This window comes from Xenorhabdus miraniensis (genome assembly GCF_002632615.1).
The window spans coordinates 1-22,207 of the sequence record NZ_NITZ01000017.1 but is presented as its reverse complement, the minus strand read 5'-3'; the positions used below and the strand labels follow the sequence as shown (position 1 = coordinate 22,207).

Annotated in this window: 25 protein-coding genes and 2 tRNA genes; 13 read left to right on the top strand and 14 right to left on the bottom strand. The window is 43.6% G+C overall.

The window, feature by feature from the left end:
• Positions 1–191: 191 nt before the first annotated feature.
• From Xmir_RS15415 to Xmir_RS15395, 5 genes are all read right to left on the bottom strand, one after another.
• Entirely contained in the window at positions 192–770 is a 579-nt protein-coding gene (locus tag Xmir_RS15415; RefSeq protein ID WP_099115077.1) for a TerD family protein, read from the bottom strand.
• A gap of 74 nt (positions 771–844) precedes the next feature.
• Positions 845–1,873, bottom strand: coding sequence for a TerC/Alx family metal homeostasis membrane protein (locus Xmir_RS15410; protein WP_099115076.1), 1,029 nt, complete (start codon positions 1,871–1,873; stop codon positions 845–847).
• A gap of 28 nt (positions 1,874–1,901) precedes the next feature.
• A complete protein-coding gene (locus Xmir_RS15405; RefSeq protein ID WP_099115075.1) occupies positions 1,902–2,357 on the bottom strand; it encodes a tellurite resistance TerB family protein in 456 nt (151 codons plus the stop codon).
• A 65-nt stretch (positions 2,358–2,422) separates the two neighbouring features.
• Positions 2,423–3,595, bottom strand: coding sequence for a TerD family protein (locus Xmir_RS15400; RefSeq protein WP_099115074.1), 1,173 nt, complete (start codon positions 3,593–3,595; stop codon positions 2,423–2,425).
• Complete coding sequence (locus tag Xmir_RS15395) at positions 3,595–4,179, bottom strand: TerD family protein (RefSeq protein WP_099115073.1); 585 nt, start codon at positions 4,177–4,179, stop codon at positions 3,595–3,597. Before Xmir_RS15395 ends, Xmir_RS15400 begins: the two co-directional genes overlap by 1 nt.
• A 443-nt stretch (positions 4,180–4,622) precedes the next feature.
• On the opposite strand from Xmir_RS15395, the gene Xmir_RS15390 reads away from it, so the two are divergent.
• From Xmir_RS15390 to Xmir_RS15370, 5 genes are all read left to right on the top strand, one after another.
• Positions 4,623–5,792, top strand: a complete 1,170-nt coding sequence (locus tag Xmir_RS15390; RefSeq protein ID WP_099115072.1) for a phosphoribosyltransferase domain-containing protein — start codon at positions 4,623–4,625, stop codon at positions 5,790–5,792.
• Positions 5,785–6,573, top strand: coding sequence for an HAD family hydrolase (locus Xmir_RS15385; RefSeq protein ID WP_099115071.1), 789 nt, complete (start codon positions 5,785–5,787; stop codon positions 6,571–6,573). The genes Xmir_RS15390 and Xmir_RS15385 overlap by 8 nt, the downstream gene beginning before the upstream one ends.
• Complete coding sequence (locus Xmir_RS15380; RefSeq protein WP_099115070.1) at positions 6,570–7,649, top strand: cysteine protease StiP family protein; 1,080 nt, start codon at positions 6,570–6,572, stop codon at positions 7,647–7,649. Before Xmir_RS15385 ends, Xmir_RS15380 begins: the two co-directional genes overlap by 4 nt.
• Positions 7,649–8,587 (top strand): HpcH/HpaI aldolase/citrate lyase family protein, encoded by a 939-nt coding sequence (locus tag Xmir_RS15375; RefSeq protein WP_099115069.1) that lies wholly within the window; start codon positions 7,649–7,651, stop codon positions 8,585–8,587. The genes Xmir_RS15380 and Xmir_RS15375 overlap by 1 nt, the downstream gene beginning before the upstream one ends.
• A 139-nt stretch (positions 8,588–8,726) precedes the next feature.
• Positions 8,727–9,212 (top strand): tellurium resistance protein TerW, encoded by a 486-nt coding sequence (locus tag Xmir_RS15370; protein ID WP_099115068.1) that lies wholly within the window; start codon positions 8,727–8,729, stop codon positions 9,210–9,212.
• Between the two features lie 58 nt (positions 9,213–9,270).
• Here Xmir_RS15370 and Xmir_RS15365 read toward each other — a convergent pair whose 3' ends face one another.
• The 3 genes from Xmir_RS15365 to Xmir_RS15355 all read right to left on the bottom strand — a co-directional run bounded on the left by Xmir_RS15365 (position 9,271) and on the right by Xmir_RS15355 (position 10,711).
• Positions 9,271–9,765 (bottom strand): TIGR00645 family protein, encoded by a 495-nt coding sequence (locus tag Xmir_RS15365; RefSeq protein ID WP_099115067.1) that lies wholly within the window; start codon positions 9,763–9,765, stop codon positions 9,271–9,273.
• Between the two features lie 111 nt (positions 9,766–9,876).
• Positions 9,877–10,332, bottom strand: a complete 456-nt coding sequence (gene rimI / locus Xmir_RS15360; RefSeq protein WP_099115066.1) for a ribosomal protein S18-alanine N-acetyltransferase — start codon at positions 10,330–10,332, stop codon at positions 9,877–9,879.
• A complete protein-coding gene (locus Xmir_RS15355) occupies positions 10,301–10,711 on the bottom strand; it encodes a DNA polymerase III subunit psi (protein ID WP_099115065.1) in 411 nt (136 codons plus the stop codon). The genes rimI and Xmir_RS15355 overlap by 32 nt, the downstream gene beginning before the upstream one ends.
• Before the next feature lie 142 nt (positions 10,712–10,853).
• Here Xmir_RS15355 and rsmC point away from each other — a divergent pair, with 142 nt between their 5' ends.
• From rsmC to Xmir_RS15340, 3 genes are all read left to right on the top strand, one after another.
• Positions 10,854–11,867, top strand: coding sequence for a 16S rRNA (guanine(1207)-N(2))-methyltransferase RsmC (rsmC, locus tag Xmir_RS15350; protein WP_099115064.1), 1,014 nt, complete (start codon positions 10,854–10,856; stop codon positions 11,865–11,867).
• 197 nt (positions 11,868–12,064) lie between these two features.
• A tRNA-Leu gene (locus tag Xmir_RS15345) sits at positions 12,065–12,151 on the top strand.
• A 46-nt stretch (positions 12,152–12,197) separates the two neighbouring features.
• Positions 12,198–12,284 (top strand) — tRNA-Leu (locus Xmir_RS15340).
• A 152-nt stretch (positions 12,285–12,436) separates the two neighbouring features.
• On the opposite strand, the gene phoA is transcribed toward Xmir_RS15340, so the two are convergent.
• From phoA to Xmir_RS15320, 4 genes are all read right to left on the bottom strand, one after another.
• Positions 12,437–13,873 carry an alkaline phosphatase gene (phoA, locus tag Xmir_RS15335; RefSeq protein ID WP_099115063.1) on the bottom strand — a complete coding sequence of 479 codons (1,437 nt, stop codon included), beginning with the start codon at positions 13,871–13,873 and terminating at the stop codon, positions 12,437–12,439.
• 239 nt (positions 13,874–14,112) lie between these two features.
• Complete coding sequence (locus tag Xmir_RS15330) at positions 14,113–15,606, bottom strand: aldehyde dehydrogenase family protein (RefSeq protein ID WP_099115062.1); 1,494 nt, start codon at positions 15,604–15,606, stop codon at positions 14,113–14,115.
• Positions 15,607–15,621: 15 nt separating this feature from the next.
• Positions 15,622–16,002, bottom strand: coding sequence for a cupin domain-containing protein (locus tag Xmir_RS15325; RefSeq protein ID WP_099115061.1), 381 nt, complete (start codon positions 16,000–16,002; stop codon positions 15,622–15,624).
• A 64-nt stretch (positions 16,003–16,066) separates the two neighbouring features.
• Entirely contained in the window at positions 16,067–17,371 is a 1,305-nt protein-coding gene (locus Xmir_RS15320; RefSeq protein ID WP_099115060.1) for an NAD(P)/FAD-dependent oxidoreductase, read from the bottom strand.
• Positions 17,372–17,821: 450 nt separating this feature from the next.
• On the opposite strand from Xmir_RS15320, the gene uriH reads away from it, so the two are divergent.
• Entirely contained in the window at positions 17,822–18,772 is a 951-nt protein-coding gene (uriH, locus tag Xmir_RS15315; RefSeq protein ID WP_099115059.1) for a uridine-preferring nucleoside hydrolase UriH, read from the top strand.
• A gap of 103 nt (positions 18,773–18,875) precedes the next feature.
• Here uriH and Xmir_RS15310 read toward each other — a convergent pair whose 3' ends face one another.
• Positions 18,876–19,661 carry a sulfite exporter TauE/SafE family protein gene (locus Xmir_RS15310; protein WP_099115058.1) on the bottom strand — a complete coding sequence of 262 codons (786 nt, stop codon included), beginning with the start codon at positions 19,659–19,661 and terminating at the stop codon, positions 18,876–18,878.
• Between the two features lie 241 nt (positions 19,662–19,902).
• Positions 19,903–20,142, bottom strand: a complete 240-nt coding sequence (locus tag Xmir_RS15305; protein WP_099115057.1) for a helix-turn-helix domain-containing protein — start codon at positions 20,140–20,142, stop codon at positions 19,903–19,905.
• Positions 20,143–20,291: 149 nt separating this feature from the next.
• On the opposite strand from Xmir_RS15305, the gene Xmir_RS15300 reads away from it, so the two are divergent.
• The 4 genes from Xmir_RS15300 to Xmir_RS15290 all read left to right on the top strand — a co-directional run bounded on the left by Xmir_RS15300 (position 20,292) and on the right by Xmir_RS15290 (position 21,837).
• Positions 20,292–20,504 (top strand): helix-turn-helix domain-containing protein, encoded by a 213-nt coding sequence (locus tag Xmir_RS15300; protein ID WP_047963844.1) that lies wholly within the window; start codon positions 20,292–20,294, stop codon positions 20,502–20,504.
• Positions 20,505–20,642: 138 nt separating this feature from the next.
• Positions 20,643–20,768 (top strand): hypothetical protein, encoded by a 126-nt coding sequence (locus tag Xmir_RS31150; RefSeq protein WP_279627216.1) that lies wholly within the window; start codon positions 20,643–20,645, stop codon positions 20,766–20,768.
• Positions 20,768–21,043, top strand: a complete 276-nt coding sequence (locus tag Xmir_RS15295; protein WP_099115056.1) for a hypothetical protein — start codon at positions 20,768–20,770, stop codon at positions 21,041–21,043. The genes Xmir_RS31150 and Xmir_RS15295 overlap by 1 nt, the downstream gene beginning before the upstream one ends.
• Before the next feature lie 332 nt (positions 21,044–21,375).
• On the top strand, positions 21,376–21,837 hold the full coding sequence (locus Xmir_RS15290; protein WP_099115055.1) for a hypothetical protein: 462 nt from the start codon (positions 21,376–21,378) through the stop codon (positions 21,835–21,837).
• Positions 21,838–22,207: the final 370 nt, after the last annotated feature.

The following is a 22,207-nucleotide window of genomic DNA, read 5'->3' as shown; positions in this document are numbered from 1 at the left end:
TTAACAGTTTGGTACTAAATGTTAACCTATGAATTCTATTCTTAGAGCCTATTTGGATAGGCTCTAAGTTATATAAACGGTTTGAAGTTTAGAAAATAAAAAACCCTGCCGATATCATCCAGCAGGGCTTTTAATCTCAGTGTGCTGATTTTACTCTTCACACTGAAGTGTTATATCAATTAATGCCCAAATTAGGCAGCGTTAATGCCGTACTGAGCACAAACAGAAGCCAGACCACCAGCGTAACCCTGACCTACTGCGCGGAACTTCCATTCTGCATTGTGACGATACAGTTCACCGAACAGCATTGCAGTTTCAGTAGAAGCATCTTCAGTCAGATCATAACGAGCTACTTCAACTTGAGTGTCATCGTTAACCAGACGGATGAATGCACCGGAAACCTGACCAAAGCTCTGGCGACGGGTTTGTGCATCGTGGATAGTTACCACAAATACAACTTTATCTACGTCAGCAGGAATTTGATCCAGTTTGATTTTCAGTGATTCGTCATCGCCATCCCCTTCACCGGTACGGTTGTCGCCAGTGTGCATAATGGAGCCGTCAGCCGATTTCAGGTTGTTGTAGAAAATGAAATCTGCATCACCGCGTACTTTACCGTTTGCTGTCAGCAGGAAAGCTGATGCGTCAAGGTCAAAGTCTTGTCCGTCAGTTGCGCGAGCATCCCAACCGAGACCGATCAGAACGTTTTTCATGCTTGGCGCTTCTTTGCTCAGAGAAACGTTACCGCCTTTAGAAAGAGATACACCCATTATTATTTCCTCATTTATTACGTTTTACGTTTGTATTAATTGGTTATACCCGATAGATTTTTAACTCACCGGATTTAGCTTGCGCTTTCTTTTTGTGGGAATAGCAGGCTGGCAAGAATACCGGCTGCCAGTACCCCGATTACCACAAACAGGCTAGTCGTTGCCGAAATTGAATAACCGTGGTGGAAAATGTGCTCAGAGGCATTCAGGCCCAATTTAATGGCGATGAAGAACAGTAAAACGATGACTGCCTTTTCCAAATGCACCAGATACTTTTTCAATGCTTCAAGCACAAAGTAGAGCGTACGCAGACCCAAGATAGCAAACATCATGGCGCTGTACACAATTAAAGGTTCCCGGCTGACTGCAATAACCGCAGGTACAGAGTCAAAGGCAAACATGACATCAGACAGCTCAACCACTGCCAAACACAACATCAATGGCGTAGCGTAAAGCGCTGCTTTCCCAGTACGGCCCATTTTCACATCGGCATTTTCCGGTTTAGCCAGTTCCGCATCTACTTCCTTCTGGTTCAGCATAAAAGCATGACCACGCAGTTTCGGCCAAATCGGGAAGAAACGTTTCACCAGACGATAGGCAAGGTGCTGTGAATAGTCTTCGATTTCATCATCATCATCGCCGCTTTTCAGCATCATAACGGCTGTCCAGCCCACAATAACGGCGAACACTATCTCAACCCACGGCCCGAGTGCCAACAGGCTTGTTCCGATGGCAACGAAAATACCACGGAAGACGATGGCGCCAATAATTCCCCAATACAGGACACGGTGACGATAGCGGTCTGGAACAGCGAACCAGGAGAAAATCGCCATGATGACAAACAGGTTATCGACAGAAAGTACTTTTTCCAGTGCATAACCGGTCACAAACAGGCTGGCTGTTTCTGCTCCGTGATGAACATACAGGAATCCCGCGAAAACAAATGCAATTGCGATCCAAAAAATAGACCAAAGAGCGGCACTGCGCAGCGAAACCGGCTTATCATGACGATGCATAAAGAGGTCGATAAAGAGCGCACCAACCGACAGAATAATAAATACAGCAACGGTTTCCATCGGAAAACCAATGTGCGTGGATACCATGAAGTAAGCCTCTTATAATTATCTGCAATTACAGTTCGAAATCAGCCGGTGCAAAACCAAGGGCTGTGCAAATTTCACGGGCAGCATTCTTTTCGTTATTGTCGAAGTCACCATCACTTTTGGCGACGGCGATCCCTACACGTAAAGCAAGCTGTGCCGCTTCCGGTTGTTGCTTCAGCGCTATAATGAATTTCATGGCTTCACCTTTACCAATGTCAGCATCAAATTCATAGCTGCTGACCAGTTTGTTAAAGAATTCGATAATTTCAGCGGTATCGAACACTTTCAGTTCGGGGGAGTTTTTAATGAACCCGATCATTTTTTGCTTTTCTTCTGAACTGACACCGTCGCTTGCCATTGCAACGTGCGCACATACTGCCACCGTGCCTTCCATGAATTTTCTGTTCTTGAAGCGGCTAACCTGGTTGGTCAATTCTTCACGTCCTGCGTTGAATGCTGATTTGATTTTGTTTAAAAAGGACATAAGCCCCTCCGTTTGTATAAAACTCTTATGTAATAAGTGATCGTGTTATTTAAAAATCCAAGGCATTATTTTCTGCCAGATTCCCAGCTAAAGCCCCATCCCAACGCTCTGTCCATCTCTTGATGCCCGTTGAAGTATTGATTGATACGTTCTGCTTTGATGGAGCCGTTTTCGTTGACAAGGCGGGCAATGGCACACATGTTTTTGTGGTTGTAGCCTTCTGTCATACGCGTTTCAATTGGTGGTTGGTCAGGGACATAGATCGTGACAACACCGTCGGTTTTGTCCCAGCTTGGCGCACCTTCGTAGATAAAGGCGTAGATTAAAATTTCACTGATGTTTTTCCACTCAAGGCCATTGATATGAAGCCATTCACCGCCAGCTACATTACCGGTGCGATCATCGCCCTGTAATTCTACGTAAGGTTCATCGCGGTAATCACCAAAGCGATTACCCAATGCCTGTACAACGTCTTTATATCCATTTTGCAGCCGGATAAACGCACCGAGATCAAGGTCTACGTTTTTGTTTGAACCAAACATGCCTTGCAGTATGCCTTTTGAAGCCGAGGGAGTTTGGTTCCAGTTCAGGTTAACGCGGATTTCACCGAAGTTATCGCGTTTACTCAGGCTGATAGCCGGTTTTTCTTTGGTCAGAGAAACCTTGCTCAAATTAACGTTAGTCGGTGCGGGTGTTGTGGATGCAAGTGTTGTGGATGCAGGTGTGGAAGTTGATGCGCCATCATCAATGATATCCACGCCAAAATGCTCCGCCAGAGGCTTGAGGCCGCCGTTAAAGCCCTGGGCAATAAAGCGGAATTTCCACTCACCATTACGACGATACAGTTCACCGAGAATCAGGGCAGCTTCTGGACGCCCTTGTATTTCAACATCACCCTGTAAAATTACGCTACTGTTCAGTTCAACCCGAATGGTAAGGCTACGCAGGCTGGAAATCGTTTGGTTGCCGTCGCAGGTTGCGGTGAATGCCACTTTCTGGACATCCTGACCTAATGCAGGCAAGTTGACGAAAAATGAGGTATTGATATTGCCACCCGCCAGACGAATAGAGTTGTCATTATTGACGGGCTGGCCGTAGAACACCATATCGGGATCGCCTTTAACTTTGCCATCGGCATACAGACGGAAAGCAGAGACATCAACGGCTGAACCTGACAAAACCCGCACGGTGAGTGTTTGGTTGGCAACGGGGGCATTACCCCCAGGCGTCAGATTCATTAGCTTACCACCGTCTCAACGATCTGCGGATACATTGCATCAATGGTACGCCCAACGCAAGGAACACCATGTGCAGTGAAATCCCATTGACCGCCGTTGCGACGCAGGGAGGAGATAATAATGCCGGTATGGGAGCCCTGTTCATTCAGTTGATAGCGAGCCAGCTCTTTGCCGTTTTGGTCAACGACACGGCAGAAGGCATTTTCAACATCATTGAAGGTTTGGCCACGGAAGCTGTTAACGGTAAAAGCAAGATATTCGACATGAACAGGCAATTTGATCAGATCGACACAGATAACTTCATCATCCCCATCACCTTCACCTGTCAGGTTGTCACCAGTGTGGAGGATAGAACCGCATTTTGATTTTAGCTGACCGAACCACACGGTATCGATGGCATTGCCGGATTTATCAAGCAGGATGCAGCTTGCATCCAGATCAATTTCATCACTGCTGCCAAATAAACTCGCCAGAAAGCCTTTTTTCTTGGCTACGGGATCCCATCCCAGACCAAAATTAACTTTAGCCAGTGAAGCGCTCTGTTTGGTGAGCGAAACTGACTGATTTTTGCTTAACGAAACCATTAATGGCACCTCTATATCTGTTTGTCGGTGAATTACGGTAATTTCACGCATTAAAAAATCATAATATGAAAAATAGATAGCCGATATCTGTCATATTATGATTCCCATAAACAGTATTTCTGGTTGTTAACTTCATGATAGAAAACAATCTAGCTTCATTTTTTATCATTTCTTTTTCATGCGAAAAAGTCAAACAAATTTTGGAATAAAAAATCATAATATGATTGACATGTGGTGATTATCAACTCTAGACTGCGACGCATATTCCATCCAATTGAGAAAGGATGCTGCACATAGCCAAGTGGACTGTCGGCAATTTAACAATTGTTTCTGTCAGAATAACGAAATTTGATTTACGAAAAGATAATTTGATTTATGAGATAAATAGTTACCGCATTTATCAGCCATCCCAAGTGATCTGAAATTTTTTTAAAAGGCATTACATGACAGCATTAAGTAACACCTGTATTTATCAAGAACAGGTTTATCAAAAACAGATTTACCAAAAAAAGTTGAACAGTGGGATGTTGACGGTAACGGCAACTCATGATTTTGCATCTCTGGAAACACTGTTTGATATCGCTGAACGCCGTAATCCCAAAAGAGCATTTTTGTTTGTCAGTAAGGTATTGGGGCGGCATATTCCTGTCAGTCCATCTACGATGCGTTCGGTCTATCGACAGTTGTCTGAACGGTTTCCTGTCAATCTTCCTGGCCCGGTTTTATATATTGGCATGGCGGAAACAGCGGTCGGGCTTGCTGCCGGTGTGTTTCAGGAAACAAAAAGCAAGGTGGATGCCCCCGTGTTTCTGACTTCAACACGCCATCCTGTTGATGGTGATTTGTTGTGTGAGTTTAAGGAAAACCACAGTCATGCAACGGATCATCTGATTTATTGGCCAGCAGAAAGCCGGTTGCGTCAACGGGTGATAGCTGCACGTACTTTGGTCTTGATTGATGATGAAGCAACGACTGGCAACACTTTTCTTAATTTATTGGCGGCGTTGCGTGAGGCAGGGCTTAAGCATATTGAACATATTGTCACGGTAACATTGACAGACTGGAGTGGGAAAGCAGTTGTACAACGCAGCCCATTACCGGTTTCTACGGTGTCCCTGATTGAAGGGCATTGGCAATGGGATGCAGATATAGCCGCTCCGGTTCCGGTTATGCCTCAAGTCAATGTTACCGCACGGGGAGAAGTCGGTATTATCGGGCGCCAGAATTGGGGGCGTCTGGGGTTAGATGAAAGCCAATGTGAAATTGGTACTGATATTCATGTCAGGGCAGGTGAGAAAGTGTTGGTATTGGGTTCCAGCGAATTTGTCTGGCAGCCGTTCCTGCTGGCTGAACGGCTTGAGCAAGAGGGGGCATCGGTCATGTTTGGTTCAACAACCCGCTCTCCTATTTCCTGTGGTCATGCTATTCAGTCTGTGATGGCTTTCACTGATAATTACGGGCTTGGCATCCCGAATTTTCTCTACAATGTCGCTCATCAGAAGTTTGATCGTATCTTGCTCTGCCTCGAAACGCCGAGAACGTCGGTTGATCAGGTGCTGATGGCGCAGCTTGCCCATGTTGCTCCGGTTGTAGAGATTGTTGGTTATGACTAAGCCTGTCTTGCTGACCGATCTTGATGACACGCTATTTCAGTCACGCAGGAAGATAAAGAGTGCGTCGGCTAGCTCAACTTTTCGCGTGGGGGCTTTGGATCGAAAAAGTTCTCCTCACAGCTATATGACGGAAGAGCAATCCATGCTGGTTGATTGGCTATTGGCTCATGCAGAGTGTATTCCCGTCACAGCCAGAAATACAGAACAGCTCAGCCGTGTACAGATCCCTTTTAATTCCTGGTGCATTGCCTCTCATGGGGCAGTGCTTCTCACCCCAGAAGGTGTCGTTGATGAGCATTGGCAGTCACATATGTTGCGGGAGTTAATGCCATATCGGGAGAAATTGCAGGCGTTGGAGCATTTGAGTCATCACCTGATTGCGTCTTATGATATGGATGCGTGGGCGCGCCTTGATTATGAATATGGTGATGTACCTGTTTTCCTGATCATTAAACACCGGGATCATGGCAGGTTAAATCAGCTTAATCTGCTGGCTGAAGCCCTGGTTAAAGAAAACCATTTTTATCTCCACCAACACTTTTATATACACCAAAACAATAACAACCTTACTTTGCTGCCAAAGTGTGTTGACAAGGGGCTGGCAACTCGTCACCTTTTGCAAAGGCTTCGTGCTGAGAGAGGGGTTTTTCCGGTCATTGGCCTGGGAGATAGTCTGAGCGACTACCGTTTCATGCACATGTGCGATTGGTTTGGTATGCCCCGGCAAAGCCAATTTGCCGATACATTAATGACTGCTTTATTTGGAGCTGTAAATAAATGAATAACTTTCCTCCTTTTTCTGGAAGTTATGCCTCTGATGATGTTCAATTTTTGCTAAAACCAATCCAAATGGAGATGACACCTGTCGATGTTAAGGAACAGTTGATTCAATCGGGTGCCCGCCATTATTCGGATATGTTGAGTCAGGAACCGGAGCCAACCCCTTATCACCTTGAGCTGTTTGATAAGGCACTTGAACAGGGTGCCGTTCGGCTGGCAACAGAAGTGGTGATGCTTGCTAAGGCACTGGTATCGCGCTTTGGGGATACGCCGATTGTGTTGGTCAGTCTGGTCAGGGCTGGTGTCCCTTTGGGGGTAATGCTGCATCAGGCACTCAGGAAAATGGGTAAGCGTTCTTATCATTATGGTATCAGTATCATTCGGGATCGTGGCATTGACAGTACGGCACTATCGTATATTGAACAGCAACATGGCACGGATGGTTTGGTGTTTGTCGATGGCTGGACGGGCAAAGGGGCGATTACCGCAGAACTGACGCGATCACTGGCAGGGCGGGTTGGTTATTCGGGAATGCCTCGCTTGGTGGTACTGGCTGATCCCTGTGGTTGTTCGTGGTTGGCGGCAAGTGACGATGATTGGTTGATACCTTTCGGCATTATGGGAGCACCAGTATCGGGGCTGATATCACGTTCTATTTGGCGTGAAGGGGGAGTGCACGGCTGTGTGCAGTGTGATCACCTGACAGAGTTTGATTGCAGTCGCTTGCTGGTGGACACTGTGGCTGATTACCGTGATCAATTGGATTTAGATGCGATACCAGAGGCTGTTTGGTTTCCGCAGGAAAAAATGCCTTTATTGCAATTGAGCAAAGCGGTGATTGCTGATCTTGCTGAAAAATACCAGATTGACAGCATCAACCGCATCAAACCCGGCATTGCTGAAGCAACCCGCGCAGTATTGCGGCGCGTACCAGAACATGTACTTGTACGTTCCCGGAATGATCCTGATGTTGCGTTATTGGTTCATCTGGCACGCCAGAAAAATGTTGTTATTACGGAAGTTGGTGATCTGATAGGTCAGTATCGCGCCGTTACTATTATTAAAAAGGTTGCGTAATGAAATTGATCCCTTCTCCATACCAACTTGGCGCAACGCTGTATATGCCTGCCACTCGTCAGAATATTGCAGAAATTGTGTTACAAAATAAAATCACTGGGTTGCGCTCTCTGGTGATTTGTTTGGAAGATGCCGTCAGTGAGCAGGATATCCCGGCAGCTATTGAAAACCTCAGCCGTGTTCTGCAAACATTGGCAGGATCTGATATGGCTTCTTCCTGTGCCTTTTTTTCCGGCAAGAAACAACATCGCCCTTTGATTTTTATCCGGCCGCGCGACAAGACAATGGCGAAACACCTGATCGCCAGCATTAACCTCAATATCATTGATGGGCTGGTTTTGCCCAAATTTACCCACGCTTCGTTGCCCGATTGGTGGGATATTATTCGTTCAACGCATCTTTGCATTATGCCGACACTGGAGACTGAAGAAGTCTTTGATATCCAGAAAATGAATCAGCTTGCTGACACTCTTAAAAATCATCCTTGCAAAGAACGCATCATTGCCCTGCGTATTGGCGGCAACGATCTGATGAATGTGATGTCCTTACGACGCTCCCGTGATTTCACACTGTATGATGGGCCAATGGGATATGTCATTAAAATGCTTGTTGCCGTTTTTGCGGCGCGGAAGTTTGCCCTGACCGCCCCGGTTTGTGAGCACATTGATGATTTGGAGCTCCTTGAGAAAGAGTTGGCATTGGATATTGCCCACGGTTTAGTGGGAAAAACAGCCATACACCCAAAACAGATTGAATGTATTCAGCGGGCGATGAGGGTCAGTTCCCACGATTATACCGATGCCTTGAATATTCTCACCTCAAACCAAGCTGTCTTTAAATCTCAGGGGGTGATGTGTGAACCTGCTACTCATCAACGGTGGGCGGTCAATATTCTTGAGCGGGCTGAATATTACGGTATCGAGCCTGAGACAGCATAAAGACTGAAACCGGAGAAAAGAGGATTAAGGTTTTTAATCTGTTTTATTATTGATTTAACTATGATAGAAGCTATGCTGGAATTTATTCCCGTGGTTAACAGTAGGGGGTTTTGTTATCCCTGACTTGGTAATTAAAAAGATGCTGCTCAGTCCCAAACAATTTAGAAATTTCAAGTTAACTTTATTACTTTCACATGGCAAACCGGTTAGTAAGGTTAGGATCATTAACGAGCTCAGTTGTTCTGAGCCGACGCTAACACGTGCTTTGCGGGAATTGAGGGATCTTTACTGTGCTGATATTCGTTTTAGCAAAATGGGGAATACCTATCAATTAGTTGATAGTGGAGTATTGACCAAGAAAGACGTGAAAAGGATCGAAGAGCTGCTTGCTCAGCATCTCAGCCTGAAAGCCGAAGAATCCACCAGTCATGTTTTCCTTGATAAAGAGAAAAAAAAGCCTATTTCTCTTTCTTTGAGAATGTCCGTTATCAGAAAAATTGATGGTCTGGCGAATCGGCTTGAGACGACCAGAAGTGAAGTGGTTGAAATGGTTGTAGACAGGTGCATTGAGATGCTTATGAAAGAAACCCTGCACAGCGAATTACCAAAACGGCGAGTCCCGTAATGCCAGCCGGTTGAATTCAACTGGCATCAGGGGGAGGATGATTGGCTCGATGGGCTGCTTAGTGGTTGTGGCGTGTGAGTTTATCAAGATATCCCATCATAAAGGCGGATAAAACGAAGGTAAGGTGGATAATGACATACCACATTAGTTTATTGTCCGGCACATTTTTGGCATCCATAAAGATGCGCAGCAGGTGAATGGAGGAAATAGCGACAATTGAGGCTGCAACTTTATTTTTGAGTGAGGTTGCGTCCATTTTCCCTAACCAGCTCAGCTTCTCTTTACTTTCGTGAATATCCAGACTTGAGACAAAATTTTCATAACCTGAAAACATCACCATCACCAATAACCCACCCACCAAGGCCATATCAATCAGAGAAAGCAGTGTCAGGATCAAGTCTGACTCTGCAACCGAAAATATATTCGGCAGGATGTGCATGATTTCCAGAAAGAATTTAATCGCAAGAGCAAATAGCGCTAATGATAAACCGAAATAGACCGGTGCAAGCAGCCAGCGCGAGGCATACATAGTGTTTTCGAGAAAGCGTTCCATGGTGTTTTTATATGTTACAAAAGGGGCGATAGTATAGATCAAGAGTGTGAAAGCTATGAAATAGTTATCAGTCAGACCTTCATCCAGGCATAGATAAGCTTTTATCGCTGTTCATAAAGCTCCACCAAACAATGGCAACGCCATAATAATGGCATCTTCCTTTCCCGTCGCAGTCGGGTAATAATTCTTACGGATGGAAACCTCATTGAAACCCAGATCTTCATATAACCGGATAGCGGATTGATTGGAACGCCGCACCTCAAGCCATAGGGTGTTTATCTGCTTTTCAGGCAAGCTATCAATGAGATGGTTCAACAATGCCCTGCCATATCCCCTTGATTGATATTCAGGATCAATGGCGATATTAAATAGCGTGGCTTCATCCATCACATATTGCGTTATCGCAAAACCGATAATCTGGTCATTCAACGTTATTTTATAGTTGAGATAACGCTCTCCCTGATTGGAGTAAAACGTTTTTTCACTCCAAGGAAATGCGTGGCTGGCCTGTTCTATTTGAAATGCTGTGGAAAGATCAACGGGAGTTAATAGAGAAATATTCTTCATAATGGTAAATTTGTTGCCAAAGAGCGCGTTTTGCATTCCCATCAAGAGATAAGTCATTTAATGCCGGGCTTCTCAAAGAAATCCCTTGTATTGATAGGGTAATATCAACCCCCAACAGCCAGTATGGGCAGTGGATTGATTCCGAAAGTAGCTCAACATCTTTTGTCGTGATGCAATATACCGATGAGGCATCAATCCCCATGGCTGTAAAAATATCAGCAAATAATGAATGACTTAAGTCAATATGATCATGGGTAATGATCAATAGACGGGTTGAATCAGGGATGAGGACAGATAATTCACCTTGCAAGGCCATCGGGCTACGCAAAACCCATTGAGTGATCCCCAACTGGGAAAGTAATCTGTCACGCTTCGTCATCGTGTTTTATTCCATCTGCCATAAAAAAATAACGGGTAATATATTATCAGAGGGCTTATCTCTACGCCAACCAACTCGGCATTCCAATCCTGCCCACTGGTATTTATACTTGGATAAAAGATTTATAAGGAGCTATTCATAGATGTCAGCATTAACCCCGGCCAGCGAAGTTATCCTGCGCCATCATGAGCAATTCCGCTCCCATCATCTGCTTTTTGCCGGTGATCTTCAGGACAGTCTTGCAACGGAAATCGAAGCTGCAAGTGTACGGGTGCATACTAATCAGTATCATCATTGGCAATCCCTGATTCGTCAACTCGGTGACAATGCTTACTTTGGCCTTGTGGCAGACAGCACATTTATCAAAGAGTGTGATACGTTGATTTATTACTGGCCAAAAAGCAAGCATGAAGCACGTTTTCAGCTACGTAATCTGTTTTCCGTTCTGTCTCCCAACACTGATATTTTCATTGTGGGGGAAAACCGCAGTGGCGTACGTAGCGTTGATAAGTTGATGGAAGGTATAGCGACTTTCCATAAAATTGATACTGCCCGCCGTTGCAGTCTGTTTTATGGCCAATTGAAAAATCAGGTTCAGTTTGATCAAAATAACTGGTGGAACAGCTATCAAGTGGGAGATGTCATTGTTAATACACTGCCCGGCGTGTTCAGCCAGGATGATCTGGATGTAGGCAGTCGTCTGCTGCTTTCGACTTTTGATGCTCCCATCTCCGGTAGTCTGTTGGATATGGCCTGTGGCTCAGGAGTACTGGCAACCGTATTGGGTAAGAAAAACCCTGATTTGGCTTTGACATTGAGTGATGTCAGTGCTGCCGCAATCACATCCAGTAAAGCAACGCTGAAAGTCAATAAGCTGGAAGGCAATGTCGTCACCAGCAATGTATATTCTGCCATTGAAGAAAAATTCGACTGGATCATTTCCAATCCACCATTCCATGATGGCTTAAAAACTAATTTGGCAGCGGCTGACGATATGATCCGTATGGCACCAAACTATCTGAAATCGGGTGGTAAGTTGCGGATCGTTGCAAACGCTTTCTTACCTTATCCTGCTCTGTTAGACAGTGCCTTTGGCAAACATGAAGTTCTTGCACAAACAGGCAAATTCAAAGTGTATCAAGCAACTAAGAAGTAACTTAGGCTTTAAACACGCTCCCCGTTTTGCCTGCTCCAACTTAACGAGCAGGCAATTTCACCAAAACATCAACATGCTGTAATATGCTGTTTTTTACACCAATCACTCTTTTTTCCACTAAATAATGATTGACGCCAGCCATAAAATCTCTAGAATGCGCCTCCATGCTATTCGTTTAAGTAATAGTGTCTGAATATGCGAGGGTGGCGGAATTGGTAGACGCGCTAGCTTCAGGTGTTAGTGTTCTTACGGACGTGGGGGTTCAAGTCCCCCCCTTCGCACCAAATCAGATGACTATCGGTTAAACAAATGGGATAAATGGCAGTACCTGCGAGGGTGGCGGAATTGGTAGACGCGCTAGCTTCAGGTGTTAGTGTCCTTACGGACGTGGGGGTTCAAGTCCCCCCCTTCGCACCACTGTTTCATTTTCCTTCCCTTTATCTCCCTCTACTTTTCTGTTTTATGTCCCTGCCCTTATTGTTCAAATCTCTTATCAAACATTAACTTGTTTCAACAATATTCCAGATAACGAAAACTACCAAATAAACTACACATAACGGTAATAACAATTATTTCAAATCCATCGCATTACGTAGGGTAAAATACAGATCCGTCTGATCGGTTAATCCAACAACATTGGCAGAATGTGGGCCATAAGCAGCAACCCGTAACTGTGCTCCTGTATGTCCCTGGCTATCTCCTTCCGAATTCCCGTAGTTTACTGTCATGACAGCCCCGTCTTTAGTAATCAATGAACGCGTCAAACCCGGCGATTTTGTATCAGGCTCAATGATCTGGCTGGAATGCGCATGATCAGCAGTCACAATCACTAACGTATCACCCTGTTCTTTCGCAAATTTAAGCCCCACTTGTATCGCTTTATCTAAAGCGACAGTTTCACCAATTTGCGCACAAGGATTGGCATTATGATCCTGTTTATCAATCGAAGCGCTTTCGACTTGCAGGAAAAAGCCATTTTTGTTTTTTTTCAGTAAATCAATCGCTTTTTCTGTCATTTGTTCCAGAGTCGGGGCGTTAGAATCTAATTTAGAATTTACGTCGCACTTCACAGGCTTTTCATTGATATTACCGTGATAAATCGCCTTTGGCCCTTCCCAGGCGACATCCATATTTCCATCATGGAACAAACCTAGCAAGGGTTTTTGTTGATTGGCTTCTTTGACGGCAGTTAACGACGGCTCATCGGTTACCCATTGATATCCCTGACTCAATGCCTGTTGTTTTAATGTTTTTCCTTTATTGATGCCGGATACTGATTGTTGGGTAAATGATTTCGCACCACCCCCCAAAGTTACATCAGCGCGTGCTGCCAGTAATTGCTCAGTTATGGAGCCTTTACCACCATTTTCTAACGCATCAGTGGGACATTTTTTTGATGTTTCTTCTGGGCCATAGCATTTACGGTTTGTGATATGTGCGTACAAAGCCGCTGGAGTCGCATCCTGAATTTCAGACGTCGTCACATTTCCCGTTGCCTTACCGTTCTTTTTAGCCAACTCCAAAAGAGATGAGTGAGCGTTACCAAAAACATCAATGCCTAATGCCCCGTTATAGGTTTTCACTCCTGTTGTCCAGGCGGTAGCAGACGCTGCTGAATCCGTTACATAGTTCGGCTTTTGCGTTTTCTTATCCAGCGAGTAGTGAGTATATTGTCCGGTAAATGGCAAGGCGTCGATCCCTTTAAAGAATCCACCAGCGCCTTCTGCATAATTACGCGCAAGGGTGATTTCAGAGTCCCCCATGCCATCGCCGATAAACAAAATCACATTCTTCGCTTTGTTGTTACTCAGGGCGGCCTTAAGTGCCTCTGTTTGATCTTGAGTCAAACGGCGTGCACCTCCAAATTCAGCCATATTACCTTGCGCTGCGCGCTGTTGCGCCATAATGTGATTTGAATCGCTGGCTGCCCATGCAGGCATATCAGCCCCTGACATCAATACAGTAATGGCAACAGCAAGCAGCTTTTTTTCATAATTACGCGACATAGGTTTTTCCTTGCAGTCAGATAAATATACCCGCCGTCTTTCAAGTGTAGCCTTGCTGGCTGTACCTTAAAATCCATTGGGTAAAAGATGAAAAATCATCATGTTGAGTTGCCCGGATAATAGATATGTCATATGACAGTTATTTGAATCTATGACGACATTCTGATGACAGGAGGGTTTTCTGAAAGATAAAAAGCGCCACAACAGCCAAAGGCCGGATGGCGCTCTATCAATATAAATTAATAGCGCATGATGACCGACTTCAATTCCGTATAATGTTCAATGAATGCACTGCCAAATTCACGCCCCATCCCAGAGGATTTCACGCCACCAAATGGAACAGCAGGATCGAGGAACGTATGCATGTTGATCCATAGTATTCCCGCTTCAATGCGAGATGTCATACGCATCGCTTTGCCCAAATCGTTAGTCCATAAACTGGCGGATAAACCGAATGGCGTTGCATTCATCATGGCAATCAGCTCTTCCTCATCGTCATAACTGAGGAAAGTACCAATTGGCCCGAATGTTTCTTCTTTCATCAATGTATCGTCAGCACTTTTGGCACGAATCACGGTTGGCATGACAAAGAAACCCTTCCTTTCCAGAGCATGGCCGCCATATACGATTTCACTCCCCTCCTGACGCGCTTTCTCAAACAAAGACAGAATTTTTTCATAATGCTCTTTATTTGCCAAAGGTCCCATTTCCGTCGTTTCATCAAGGGGAGAGCCAATTTTCATCGCAGACAAGCGCTCAGAAAGTAATTTCAAAACCGCATCCATATGAACAGAAGGAATATAGAAACGTTCCGCCGCCGCACAGATTTGCCCCTGATTCATATAACCCGCTTCCAATACCCCGTCAACAATCTTCTCAACAGGCATATCCGACAGGAAAGCAGCAGCATTTTTACCGCCTAACTCCAGCGTTGCACGGAACAGCCCATGTTCCATGACAGATTTGCCAATGAGCTTTCCTGTAGGCACTGAACCTGTAAAAGTGACCTTGGCACACAGAGGATGAGTTAGCAGGTGCGTCCCAACACCCGCACCAGACCCATTGACGATGTTAATCACACCATCAGGGATTCCGGCTTCTTTCGCCAGCTCAGCGACACGCAGCATGGTCAAGGGGGTATATTCACTGGGTTTCAGCACCACAGTACAACCACTGGTCAACGCTGCCCCTAATTTCCAGATAGCAATCATGATGGAGAAATTCCACGGAATAATACCAACCACTACGCCTATCGGTTCACGGCGGGTAAACGCGGTATATTTCTCTCCTTTAAATGAGGGCAATGAAACATCCAGTGTTTCTCCGCTGATTTTGCTTGACCATCCGGCAAAATAGCGCAAATAATCGGCAGATGCCCCCACATCCAGCATGCGGGATAACTGGATGGGTTTGCCTGAACATAAGCTTTCCAATTGTGCCAGTTGTTCACTATTTTTCAGCAATAAATCAGCCAGCCGATTCAGGCAATTCCCCCGTTCCATGGGTGAAGTTTCTGCCCATACACCATGAAAGGCGGTTGATGCCGCCTGCATTGCCTGATTAACTTCGTTTTCTCCTCCTTGATTGACCATAGCTATCGTTTCACCCGTCGCTGGGTTAACGACAGAGAAAGTTTCATTTTCCTGACCAAGAATAGAGACTCCATTAATATAATGGCCGTGAGAACGTCGCAGAAAAGCGGTAACAGACTCCAGCAAATTAATTTCACTCATCATCTCTTCCTCAGTCTAGCCAGACACTTGTCCGTTTATGCAAGCCATGTAATGTTTAACGAAACGTTCGCTGGTGATTTCCCACAATACTTCAGTCCCTTTTGCCGCAAACCACGAGTCACCTTCATGATATTCAACCGTAACCCCAGTTTTGACATCCGTCAGTTTTATTGAGCCTTCATGCACTGTTGCCATCTCATCAAAGGGGTAGACCATTTTAAATTTGCCCTTGGTACAGGCAAAAATACCGCAAGTCAGATTATCCGATGGTGCTCCGTGGATCATGGCTGCACTCGCCTGCGGATCTCCCTCTACCACAACAGAACCAAGATTAGTGACACTGCCAATGGGCATTAATTCAGGAAGGGCTTTATCTAATAATAATGGCTTGATCATGACTTTACCTTTTAACAGTTACCGTTCAAAAAAATCGTAGGAAAAATGCTAAACAGAGATCCGACTAACGACGTCCTTTCCAATAACCCGAAGTTTGATGCCAAATTTTGCCGCCAGAGAGCAATACATTCCTAAGGCTGTCTTTCCCAATAACATCGAGATGTGGAATAGAGCTCAGTAGTGAATAACGATCGGAGCCTTCGCTCATTCCTTCAGCAAGAATTTTGCAAATAATATGGCTTGGGGTTACACCAAAGCCTGAGTATCCCTGAACATAGAACACATTTTTATGCTTAGGCAGGGAACCAATTTGCGGGAACAAATTAACACTGCAACATAATGGCCCGCCCCACGCCAATTCTATTTTCACGTCTTTCAGGTAAGGGAAGGTTTTCAGCATGATATGGCGGTTCCATGCTTTTAAATCGGAAGGCATATATTCAAAAAATTGTGTCGCACTGCCGTATAGCAAGCGGTTTTCTTTAGTGACACGGTAATAATCAATGACGGGGCTGATATCGCTGTATGCACCGCGAATCGGGCTTATTCGTTCAATCAAATCTTCAGACAGTTCTTCTGTCATCAATTGGAAGGCATACGTATTGATAGTTTTTCTGTAGATAGTGGGTTCGAGCTCCTCATCCAAGAAGCCATTACATGCCCATAGCATCTTGCTGGCACGAACTGAGCCGGTTGCTGTGCGCACCGTGACCCGCGGGCCATATTCGACATTCAAGACCTGACTATTTTCAAAAATCTTAACACCGTATTCGGAGACAGCCTTAGCTTCGCCTAAAAGCAGATTGAGTGAATGAACATGACCGCCACCCATATGTTTCAATGCACTGGTATAGCGCTCTGATCCAATGACTTTTTTGACATCAGGCCCTGTATAAAGCTCGATTTCTTCATCAGGGGAAGCAGCACGGAAGCCTTCCAGCCAGTCCCGCAACGTCTTATCATGCCGTGAATTCCAGCCAAGATAAGCATAACCCCGACAAAAATCCGCCTGAATATCATATTTGGCAATCCGGTCACGAATAATACCGGCTCCCAGGCTGCTGATTTTGAATATTGTTTCCAGGCCTTTCTCACCAACATGGCGTTTGATCTTATCCAAGTCATGACCGATCCCTGTCATCACTTGCCCGCCATTACGACCAGTCCCCCCAAATCCCAGAGTCCGGCCTTCCAAAATAGCAATATTGGTGATCCCTTTTTCAGCGAGTTCTAATGCCGTATTGATACCAGAGAATCCCCCCCCAATGATAACGACATCAACATCCAAATCTTCTGTCAGCATTGGAAAACGGAGATCATATTTCTTAGTTGCCGCATAGTATGTTAATGAATCAAGTTTATTATTCATGCTATACCCCATGTGCATCTATCCCCTGATGATATACATTCAGTTACATTGCTATGCTGTTTTTTCAGGGAGATTTATCATATTTATTGAACATTGATTATTTCGGTGTATTCACAAAAAATTAACAAAGGCACCAGCAAAAACATTAATAAGTTAATATTCTCGTGTCAAATCGCTGTCTGTGCATTTCATCTCAAGGTGTATATGAATCACATGTACTTAAAATGCTCAAATTGTTTGTTGTTTGCATGTTAATCAAATCACAATTATTAAAATATTCATTAAAAAATGAGGGATTTTATGTTTTCATTTTGTGATAGATGGAAGGGGAATTTTTTTAATACTGAATTATTCTAAAAAGGATATTTGCATGTTTACCTAATAAGTTTCGGGTTGTAACCAAAACAGCCGCCTGAAAGATGAAAGGCATAATCACTAAAAGGAACAAGTATGCTACCCAAGAAAATTATCCTTGATTGCGATCCCGGGCATGATGACGCCATTGCTCTCTTACTTGCTCACGGAAATCCAAACATTGAACTATTGGCTGTAACGACCGTGGTTGGCAACCAGACTCTGAATAAAGTAACCCATAATGCGCTGTGCGTTGCCCGAATTGCCAATATTCGCAATATTCCTTTCGCAGCAGGATGCCACCGACCACTTGTTCGGGAGATCAAAACAGCACCGGATATTCATGGCGAGACTGGTCTGGATGGCCCTATTCTGCCTGAACCAGCAATGAAGTTGGATTCCCGTCATGCAGTAGATTTAATCATTGATGTGATTATGGAAAATCCGCCTAAAAGCGTCACTCTGGTTCCCACTGCCGGTCTGACGAATATCGCCATGGCTGCACGCAAAGCCCCGCAGATTGTCGAACGTGTAAAGGAAGTGGTATTGATGGGAGGTGGCTACCATAAAGGTAACAGAAGCGCTGTTGCTGAATTTAATATTTTGATCGATCCGGAAGCGGCACACATTGTTTTTAATGAAAAATGGCCTCTGACAATGGTGGGTTTAGATCTCACTCATCAGGCTCAAGCGACGCCTGAAGTTATTGAGAAGATTGCCCAGATTAAAACGCATTCTGCTCAATTCGTTTTGGATGCACTCCAATTTTATGGGGACAGGTATCGTGAGAACCAAGGATTCGGCTATCCTCCGGTACACGATCCTTGTGCAGTGGCCTATGTGATCGACCCTACTGTCATGACGACCCAAAAAGTCCCCGTTAATATTGAGCTAACCGGAGCCTTAACAGCAGGCATGACAGTCGCAGATTTCCGTTTTCCACCGCCTGAAGATTGTCACACACAAGTTGCCGTCAAATTGGATCAAGCTAAATTTTGGCAATTAGTGATCAATGCGTTGAAAAACATTGGCGAAACAACCTATTGAACTTAAAAGCCATAAGTCTGTTCGGAAGAGTCCGCTTAATAATCATGCGATTATATCCTTTGACCATTGAGGTAGCCCCTTGATTCAGTGGTTAAAGGAAATTCTATTCAACAAGTCTTATCCCCATCAGCACAGCACTGCATAAGATCAAAAACAGGGTGGCATATTGAAATACCTTGTCAGGCATATGTTTCATCAGATAGTTAACAAAAGGGATAGACAACAGGGAACCAACAAATAACACCAGGGCCAGTTTCCAGTTTGTATGACCGCCACATGCGAAAGCAAAAGCAGATGAACCAGATAATATCATTGTGACGAAAAGGGAGACACCAATCGCTTGTTTTATATTCATCCGCCCGTAACGCAGCAACAATGGCAGCACGACAACTCCACCACCAACTCCTGTTGCTCCCAGTACCAATCCAGCACCTGTGCCGGGCAACAAAAGAGGCTTAACCATTCCCGAAGTTGGATGTGTGCAATTCATTTGTAACTGTGGTTGGCGTATTCGGCGGTAAAAAAGATACAAAGAGAATAAGATAGCCAATACCACCAACAAATTAATTCCCCATTCGATCTGCTCCTGATGGTGGCTAAAATGATTCAACAACGTTACACCATAACTAGCCAACACTGTGCTGGGTATCATGATCAACAGAATTATCAAAGATCGGCGAAGGGGAATATTCCCCATGCGAAAATGTATATAAGAAGATGATATTTTCATCAGCATTGAAAGAAGATTTGCCGTCGCTACAGCAGCCAGCGCATCCAATCCAAAAAAATAAATCAGGATCGGCAGGATTATCACTCCACCGCCAACGCCAGTAGTGCTGATAACCAAACCAACAGCCGCTCCAATGGCAAGTTCAGGGAGCAATAACATTATCTCGTTTCCAATTGGAATTTAATTAAAATTCATTCATCACATGTTACCAAACGTTCTCTGCATACTATGTCAAAAACACATATCATATTCAAAAAAAGAATAATAAGTGACAAACAAACGATCACGAGTGAAATTGAGAACCGCCTTCATCATTCAGGTCGTAGTCAATAAATTGAATGATGAAGGAGAAGAAAGAGTGACGTTTTTTATTGCAGAGAAGTGATATTGATAATTAGCCCTAATGAGGTGGAAACATTGTTTTAAAATCAAACAGATCAGTCAGTTCAATTTGTAATCCATTGGCAATCACATAAATAATTTCTAAGGTAGGATTTCTGACGCCGCGTTCAATGCCGCTGACATAAGTTCGATCCAATCCACATTTATCGGCAAAAGCCTCCTGCGACATCCCTGCTTCTTTCCTGAGATATCTGATTCTTTGCCCAAAAAGGGATCTAATGTTGTTCGATGTTTTCATCCGATAAGTATCGATTCGTGTTACTTATCCGACCACGGACTATGAGTCACTATTCAATTTGAGTTATGCTATGATGTGTGACTTATAGTCTACTGTTTAATAACTTACTTTTTAATTGAAAAAACGATAGCTAATTGGAGATCTTAAGGATGGAAAAAAAAGACTGGCATTCCGCTGATATCATTGCTGAATTGAAAAAACGCGGGACAACATTATCAGAAGTATCACGAGAGGCAGGGCTTGCATCATCAACCCTTGCCAATGCCCTACAACGACATTGGCCGAAAGGCGAACGTCTTATCGCGACAGCATTGGAGCGCACGCCAGAAGAAATATGGCCTTCGCGCTATGAAAGAAAATAATCAAAAATAGAACCCAGCGTAGTGCTGGGTTCATTGGGGCGTTGAGACAAAAAATGGAACGCTTGAGACAAAAAGTTCTTTTTTTATCTTTTGACGTGACACTATGTGTCTAAGATGAGGAGAAAAATAGGGGTAAAAATGTCTCAGATAAATACAAATCTCAAGCGCCTTGTTGATTCTCCAGATACAAATCCGCTAGTAGATGATGCAGAAGTGCCAGTGAAAAAAAGCGAGTCCGTTCAGCGTCATCAAGAAAAACCTTAGTGGATGTTGATACCGGAGAACTCACAGCAACTAGCGTGGTACACCAAATAGAGGAAAAGGATTCTGATGAATTCGTAAAAGTATTTGCGGCTGGGATAGCTGCAACTTATGAACTAACTAGAACAGGCCAAAGAGTATTTCAAGCGATACTACATGAGTATGAACAAGCCCCTATGAGTCGAGGGTTCGCTGATTCTGTGTTTCTCGCATGGTTTGATGATGGTCTAACTGGCCGAGATATCGGCATGAGTGAAAAAACTTTCAAAGAGGATTAAAAGATTTAGTCACAAACTACAGTATACATAGTCACTTATCGTGTATATGAAAATCCCCCTAAAACACTAATTACATAATACATTGAAATAAATATAAAACATGAGAGTTTCGCTATTATGAAAAGGTGTTTAGTCACAATATATTTTTACAAATATATCGATTTGTCGAAAAATGAATTGACAAATAAGAAAAGTATAAATAAACATAGTTGCGATGTAATATTTAATCTAGTAGAGATAGAAAAGAATGATGTAAAAACGAATATCATTATAACATATTAAAAGGTTGAGTTTTTATTATCTACCTTAAATAAATTTAAAGGGCTTAGTATATGAAAAAAAAAGAAATTCCAACTATATTACCACTAGTATCGATGATATTTATGATATCTATCTCTTATGCACACAGTTCATCAACAGTATTATTATCTCAGAATAATGAACTGCTTTTAGTTAATGAAAATTATAAAATTGATAATAAAAACAAAAGAAACAAGATAAATAAGAATAATAAAGCTAATAAGGATAATGAAACTACTGAGACTAATGGAGCTGATGGAGCTGATGGATGGTTATGGGGAAAAGGAGGGAAAGGGGGAAAAGGAGGGAAAGGTATCGGTGGGGGGAATGGTGGCAATGGTGGAGATGCAGGAGGTATTGGCAGTAAAGCCGGTAATGGAGGGAAAGGGGGAGATGGAGATATCATTGGGGGGCATGGTGGTAAAGGTGGTAAAGGTGGTAAAGGTGGTAAAGGTGGTAAAGGTGGTAAAGGTGGTAAAGGTAGAGATAATTAAAATGAAGGAGATGATAACTATATTAAATTTCTGAAAGAATGAGCATATAGAATATTTTTTGTAGTGAAAAAATGGTTTATTTTATAATACCACATTAATTAATTTAAAATAATGAGATTTTCCTATGAAAAATAAAAATTTAATATCAGATTTATTAATTGAAATACTTTCACTTTCTATTTTTTCTGTTAGTTTTGCTGGAGGCAAAGGTGGGAAAGGAGGTGATAATTAATAATAAGAAATTAACTTAACACATAAAAAAGAAAAAATAGAGCCTGTAAATTAAATTGTGTATTTGCCTTATCTTGATATGTTTAATTTACTATCAAAATAAGGTTGATTTATGAACGCGAAACAATTGCAGGCTCTT

What these genes read in the sequence shown, in the direction of transcription:
- Xmir_RS15385 (WP_099115071.1), top strand. Translation starts at nt 5,785, where the DNA reads ATGACTAAGCCTGTCTTGCTGACCGATCTTGATGACACGCTATTTCAG.
- Xmir_RS15310 (WP_099115058.1), bottom strand. Translation starts at nt 19,661, where the DNA reads ATGTTATTGCTCCCTGAACTTGCCATTGGAGCGGCTGTTGGTTTGGTT.
- Xmir_RS15400 (WP_099115074.1), bottom strand. Translation starts at nt 3,595, where the DNA reads ATGAATCTGACGCCTGGGGGTAATGCCCCCGTTGCCAACCAAACACTC.
- phoA (WP_099115063.1), bottom strand. Translation starts at nt 13,873, where the DNA reads ATGTCGCGTAATTATGAAAAAAAGCTGCTTGCTGTTGCCATTACTGTA.
- Xmir_RS15415 (WP_099115077.1), bottom strand. Translation starts at nt 770, where the DNA reads ATGGGTGTATCTCTTTCTAAAGGCGGTAACGTTTCTCTGAGCAAAGAA.
- Xmir_RS15330 (WP_099115062.1), bottom strand. Translation starts at nt 15,606, where the DNA reads ATGAGTGAAATTAATTTGCTGGAGTCTGTTACCGCTTTTCTGCGACGT.
- Xmir_RS15370 (WP_099115068.1), top strand. Translation starts at nt 8,727, where the DNA reads ATGCTGCTCAGTCCCAAACAATTTAGAAATTTCAAGTTAACTTTATTA.
- Xmir_RS15365 (WP_099115067.1), bottom strand. Translation starts at nt 9,765, where the DNA reads ATGGAACGCTTTCTCGAAAACACTATGTATGCCTCGCGCTGGCTGCTT.
- Xmir_RS15390 (WP_099115072.1), top strand. Translation starts at nt 4,623, where the DNA reads ATGACAGCATTAAGTAACACCTGTATTTATCAAGAACAGGTTTATCAA.
- Xmir_RS15300 (WP_047963844.1), top strand. Translation starts at nt 20,292, where the DNA reads ATGGAAAAAAAAGACTGGCATTCCGCTGATATCATTGCTGAATTGAAA.
- Xmir_RS15320 (WP_099115060.1), bottom strand. Translation starts at nt 17,371, where the DNA reads ATGAATAATAAACTTGATTCATTAACATACTATGCGGCAACTAAGAAA.
- uriH (WP_099115059.1), top strand. Translation starts at nt 17,822, where the DNA reads ATGCTACCCAAGAAAATTATCCTTGATTGCGATCCCGGGCATGATGAC.
- Xmir_RS15395 (WP_099115073.1), bottom strand. Translation starts at nt 4,179, where the DNA reads ATGGTTTCGTTAAGCAAAAATCAGTCAGTTTCGCTCACCAAACAGAGC.
- Xmir_RS15355 (WP_099115065.1), bottom strand. Translation starts at nt 10,711, where the DNA reads ATGACGAAGCGTGACAGATTACTTTCCCAGTTGGGGATCACTCAATGG.
- Xmir_RS15305 (WP_099115057.1), bottom strand. Translation starts at nt 20,142, where the DNA reads ATGAAAACATCGAACAACATTAGATCCCTTTTTGGGCAAAGAATCAGA.
- Xmir_RS15375 (WP_099115069.1), top strand. Translation starts at nt 7,649, where the DNA reads ATGAAATTGATCCCTTCTCCATACCAACTTGGCGCAACGCTGTATATG.
- Xmir_RS15325 (WP_099115061.1), bottom strand. Translation starts at nt 16,002, where the DNA reads ATGATCAAGCCATTATTATTAGATAAAGCCCTTCCTGAATTAATGCCC.
- Xmir_RS15290 (WP_099115055.1), top strand. Translation starts at nt 21,376, where the DNA reads ATGAAAAAAAAAGAAATTCCAACTATATTACCACTAGTATCGATGATA.
- Xmir_RS15405 (WP_099115075.1), bottom strand. Translation starts at nt 2,357, where the DNA reads ATGTCCTTTTTAAACAAAATCAAATCAGCATTCAACGCAGGACGTGAA.
- rimI (WP_099115066.1), bottom strand. Translation starts at nt 10,332, where the DNA reads ATGAAGAATATTTCTCTATTAACTCCCGTTGATCTTTCCACAGCATTT.
- Xmir_RS15380 (WP_099115070.1), top strand. Translation starts at nt 6,570, where the DNA reads ATGAATAACTTTCCTCCTTTTTCTGGAAGTTATGCCTCTGATGATGTT.
- Xmir_RS31150 (WP_279627216.1), top strand. Translation starts at nt 20,643, where the DNA reads ATGTCTCAGATAAATACAAATCTCAAGCGCCTTGTTGATTCTCCAGAT.
- rsmC (WP_099115064.1), top strand. Translation starts at nt 10,854, where the DNA reads ATGTCAGCATTAACCCCGGCCAGCGAAGTTATCCTGCGCCATCATGAG.
- Xmir_RS15410 (WP_099115076.1), bottom strand. Translation starts at nt 1,873, where the DNA reads ATGGTATCCACGCACATTGGTTTTCCGATGGAAACCGTTGCTGTATTT.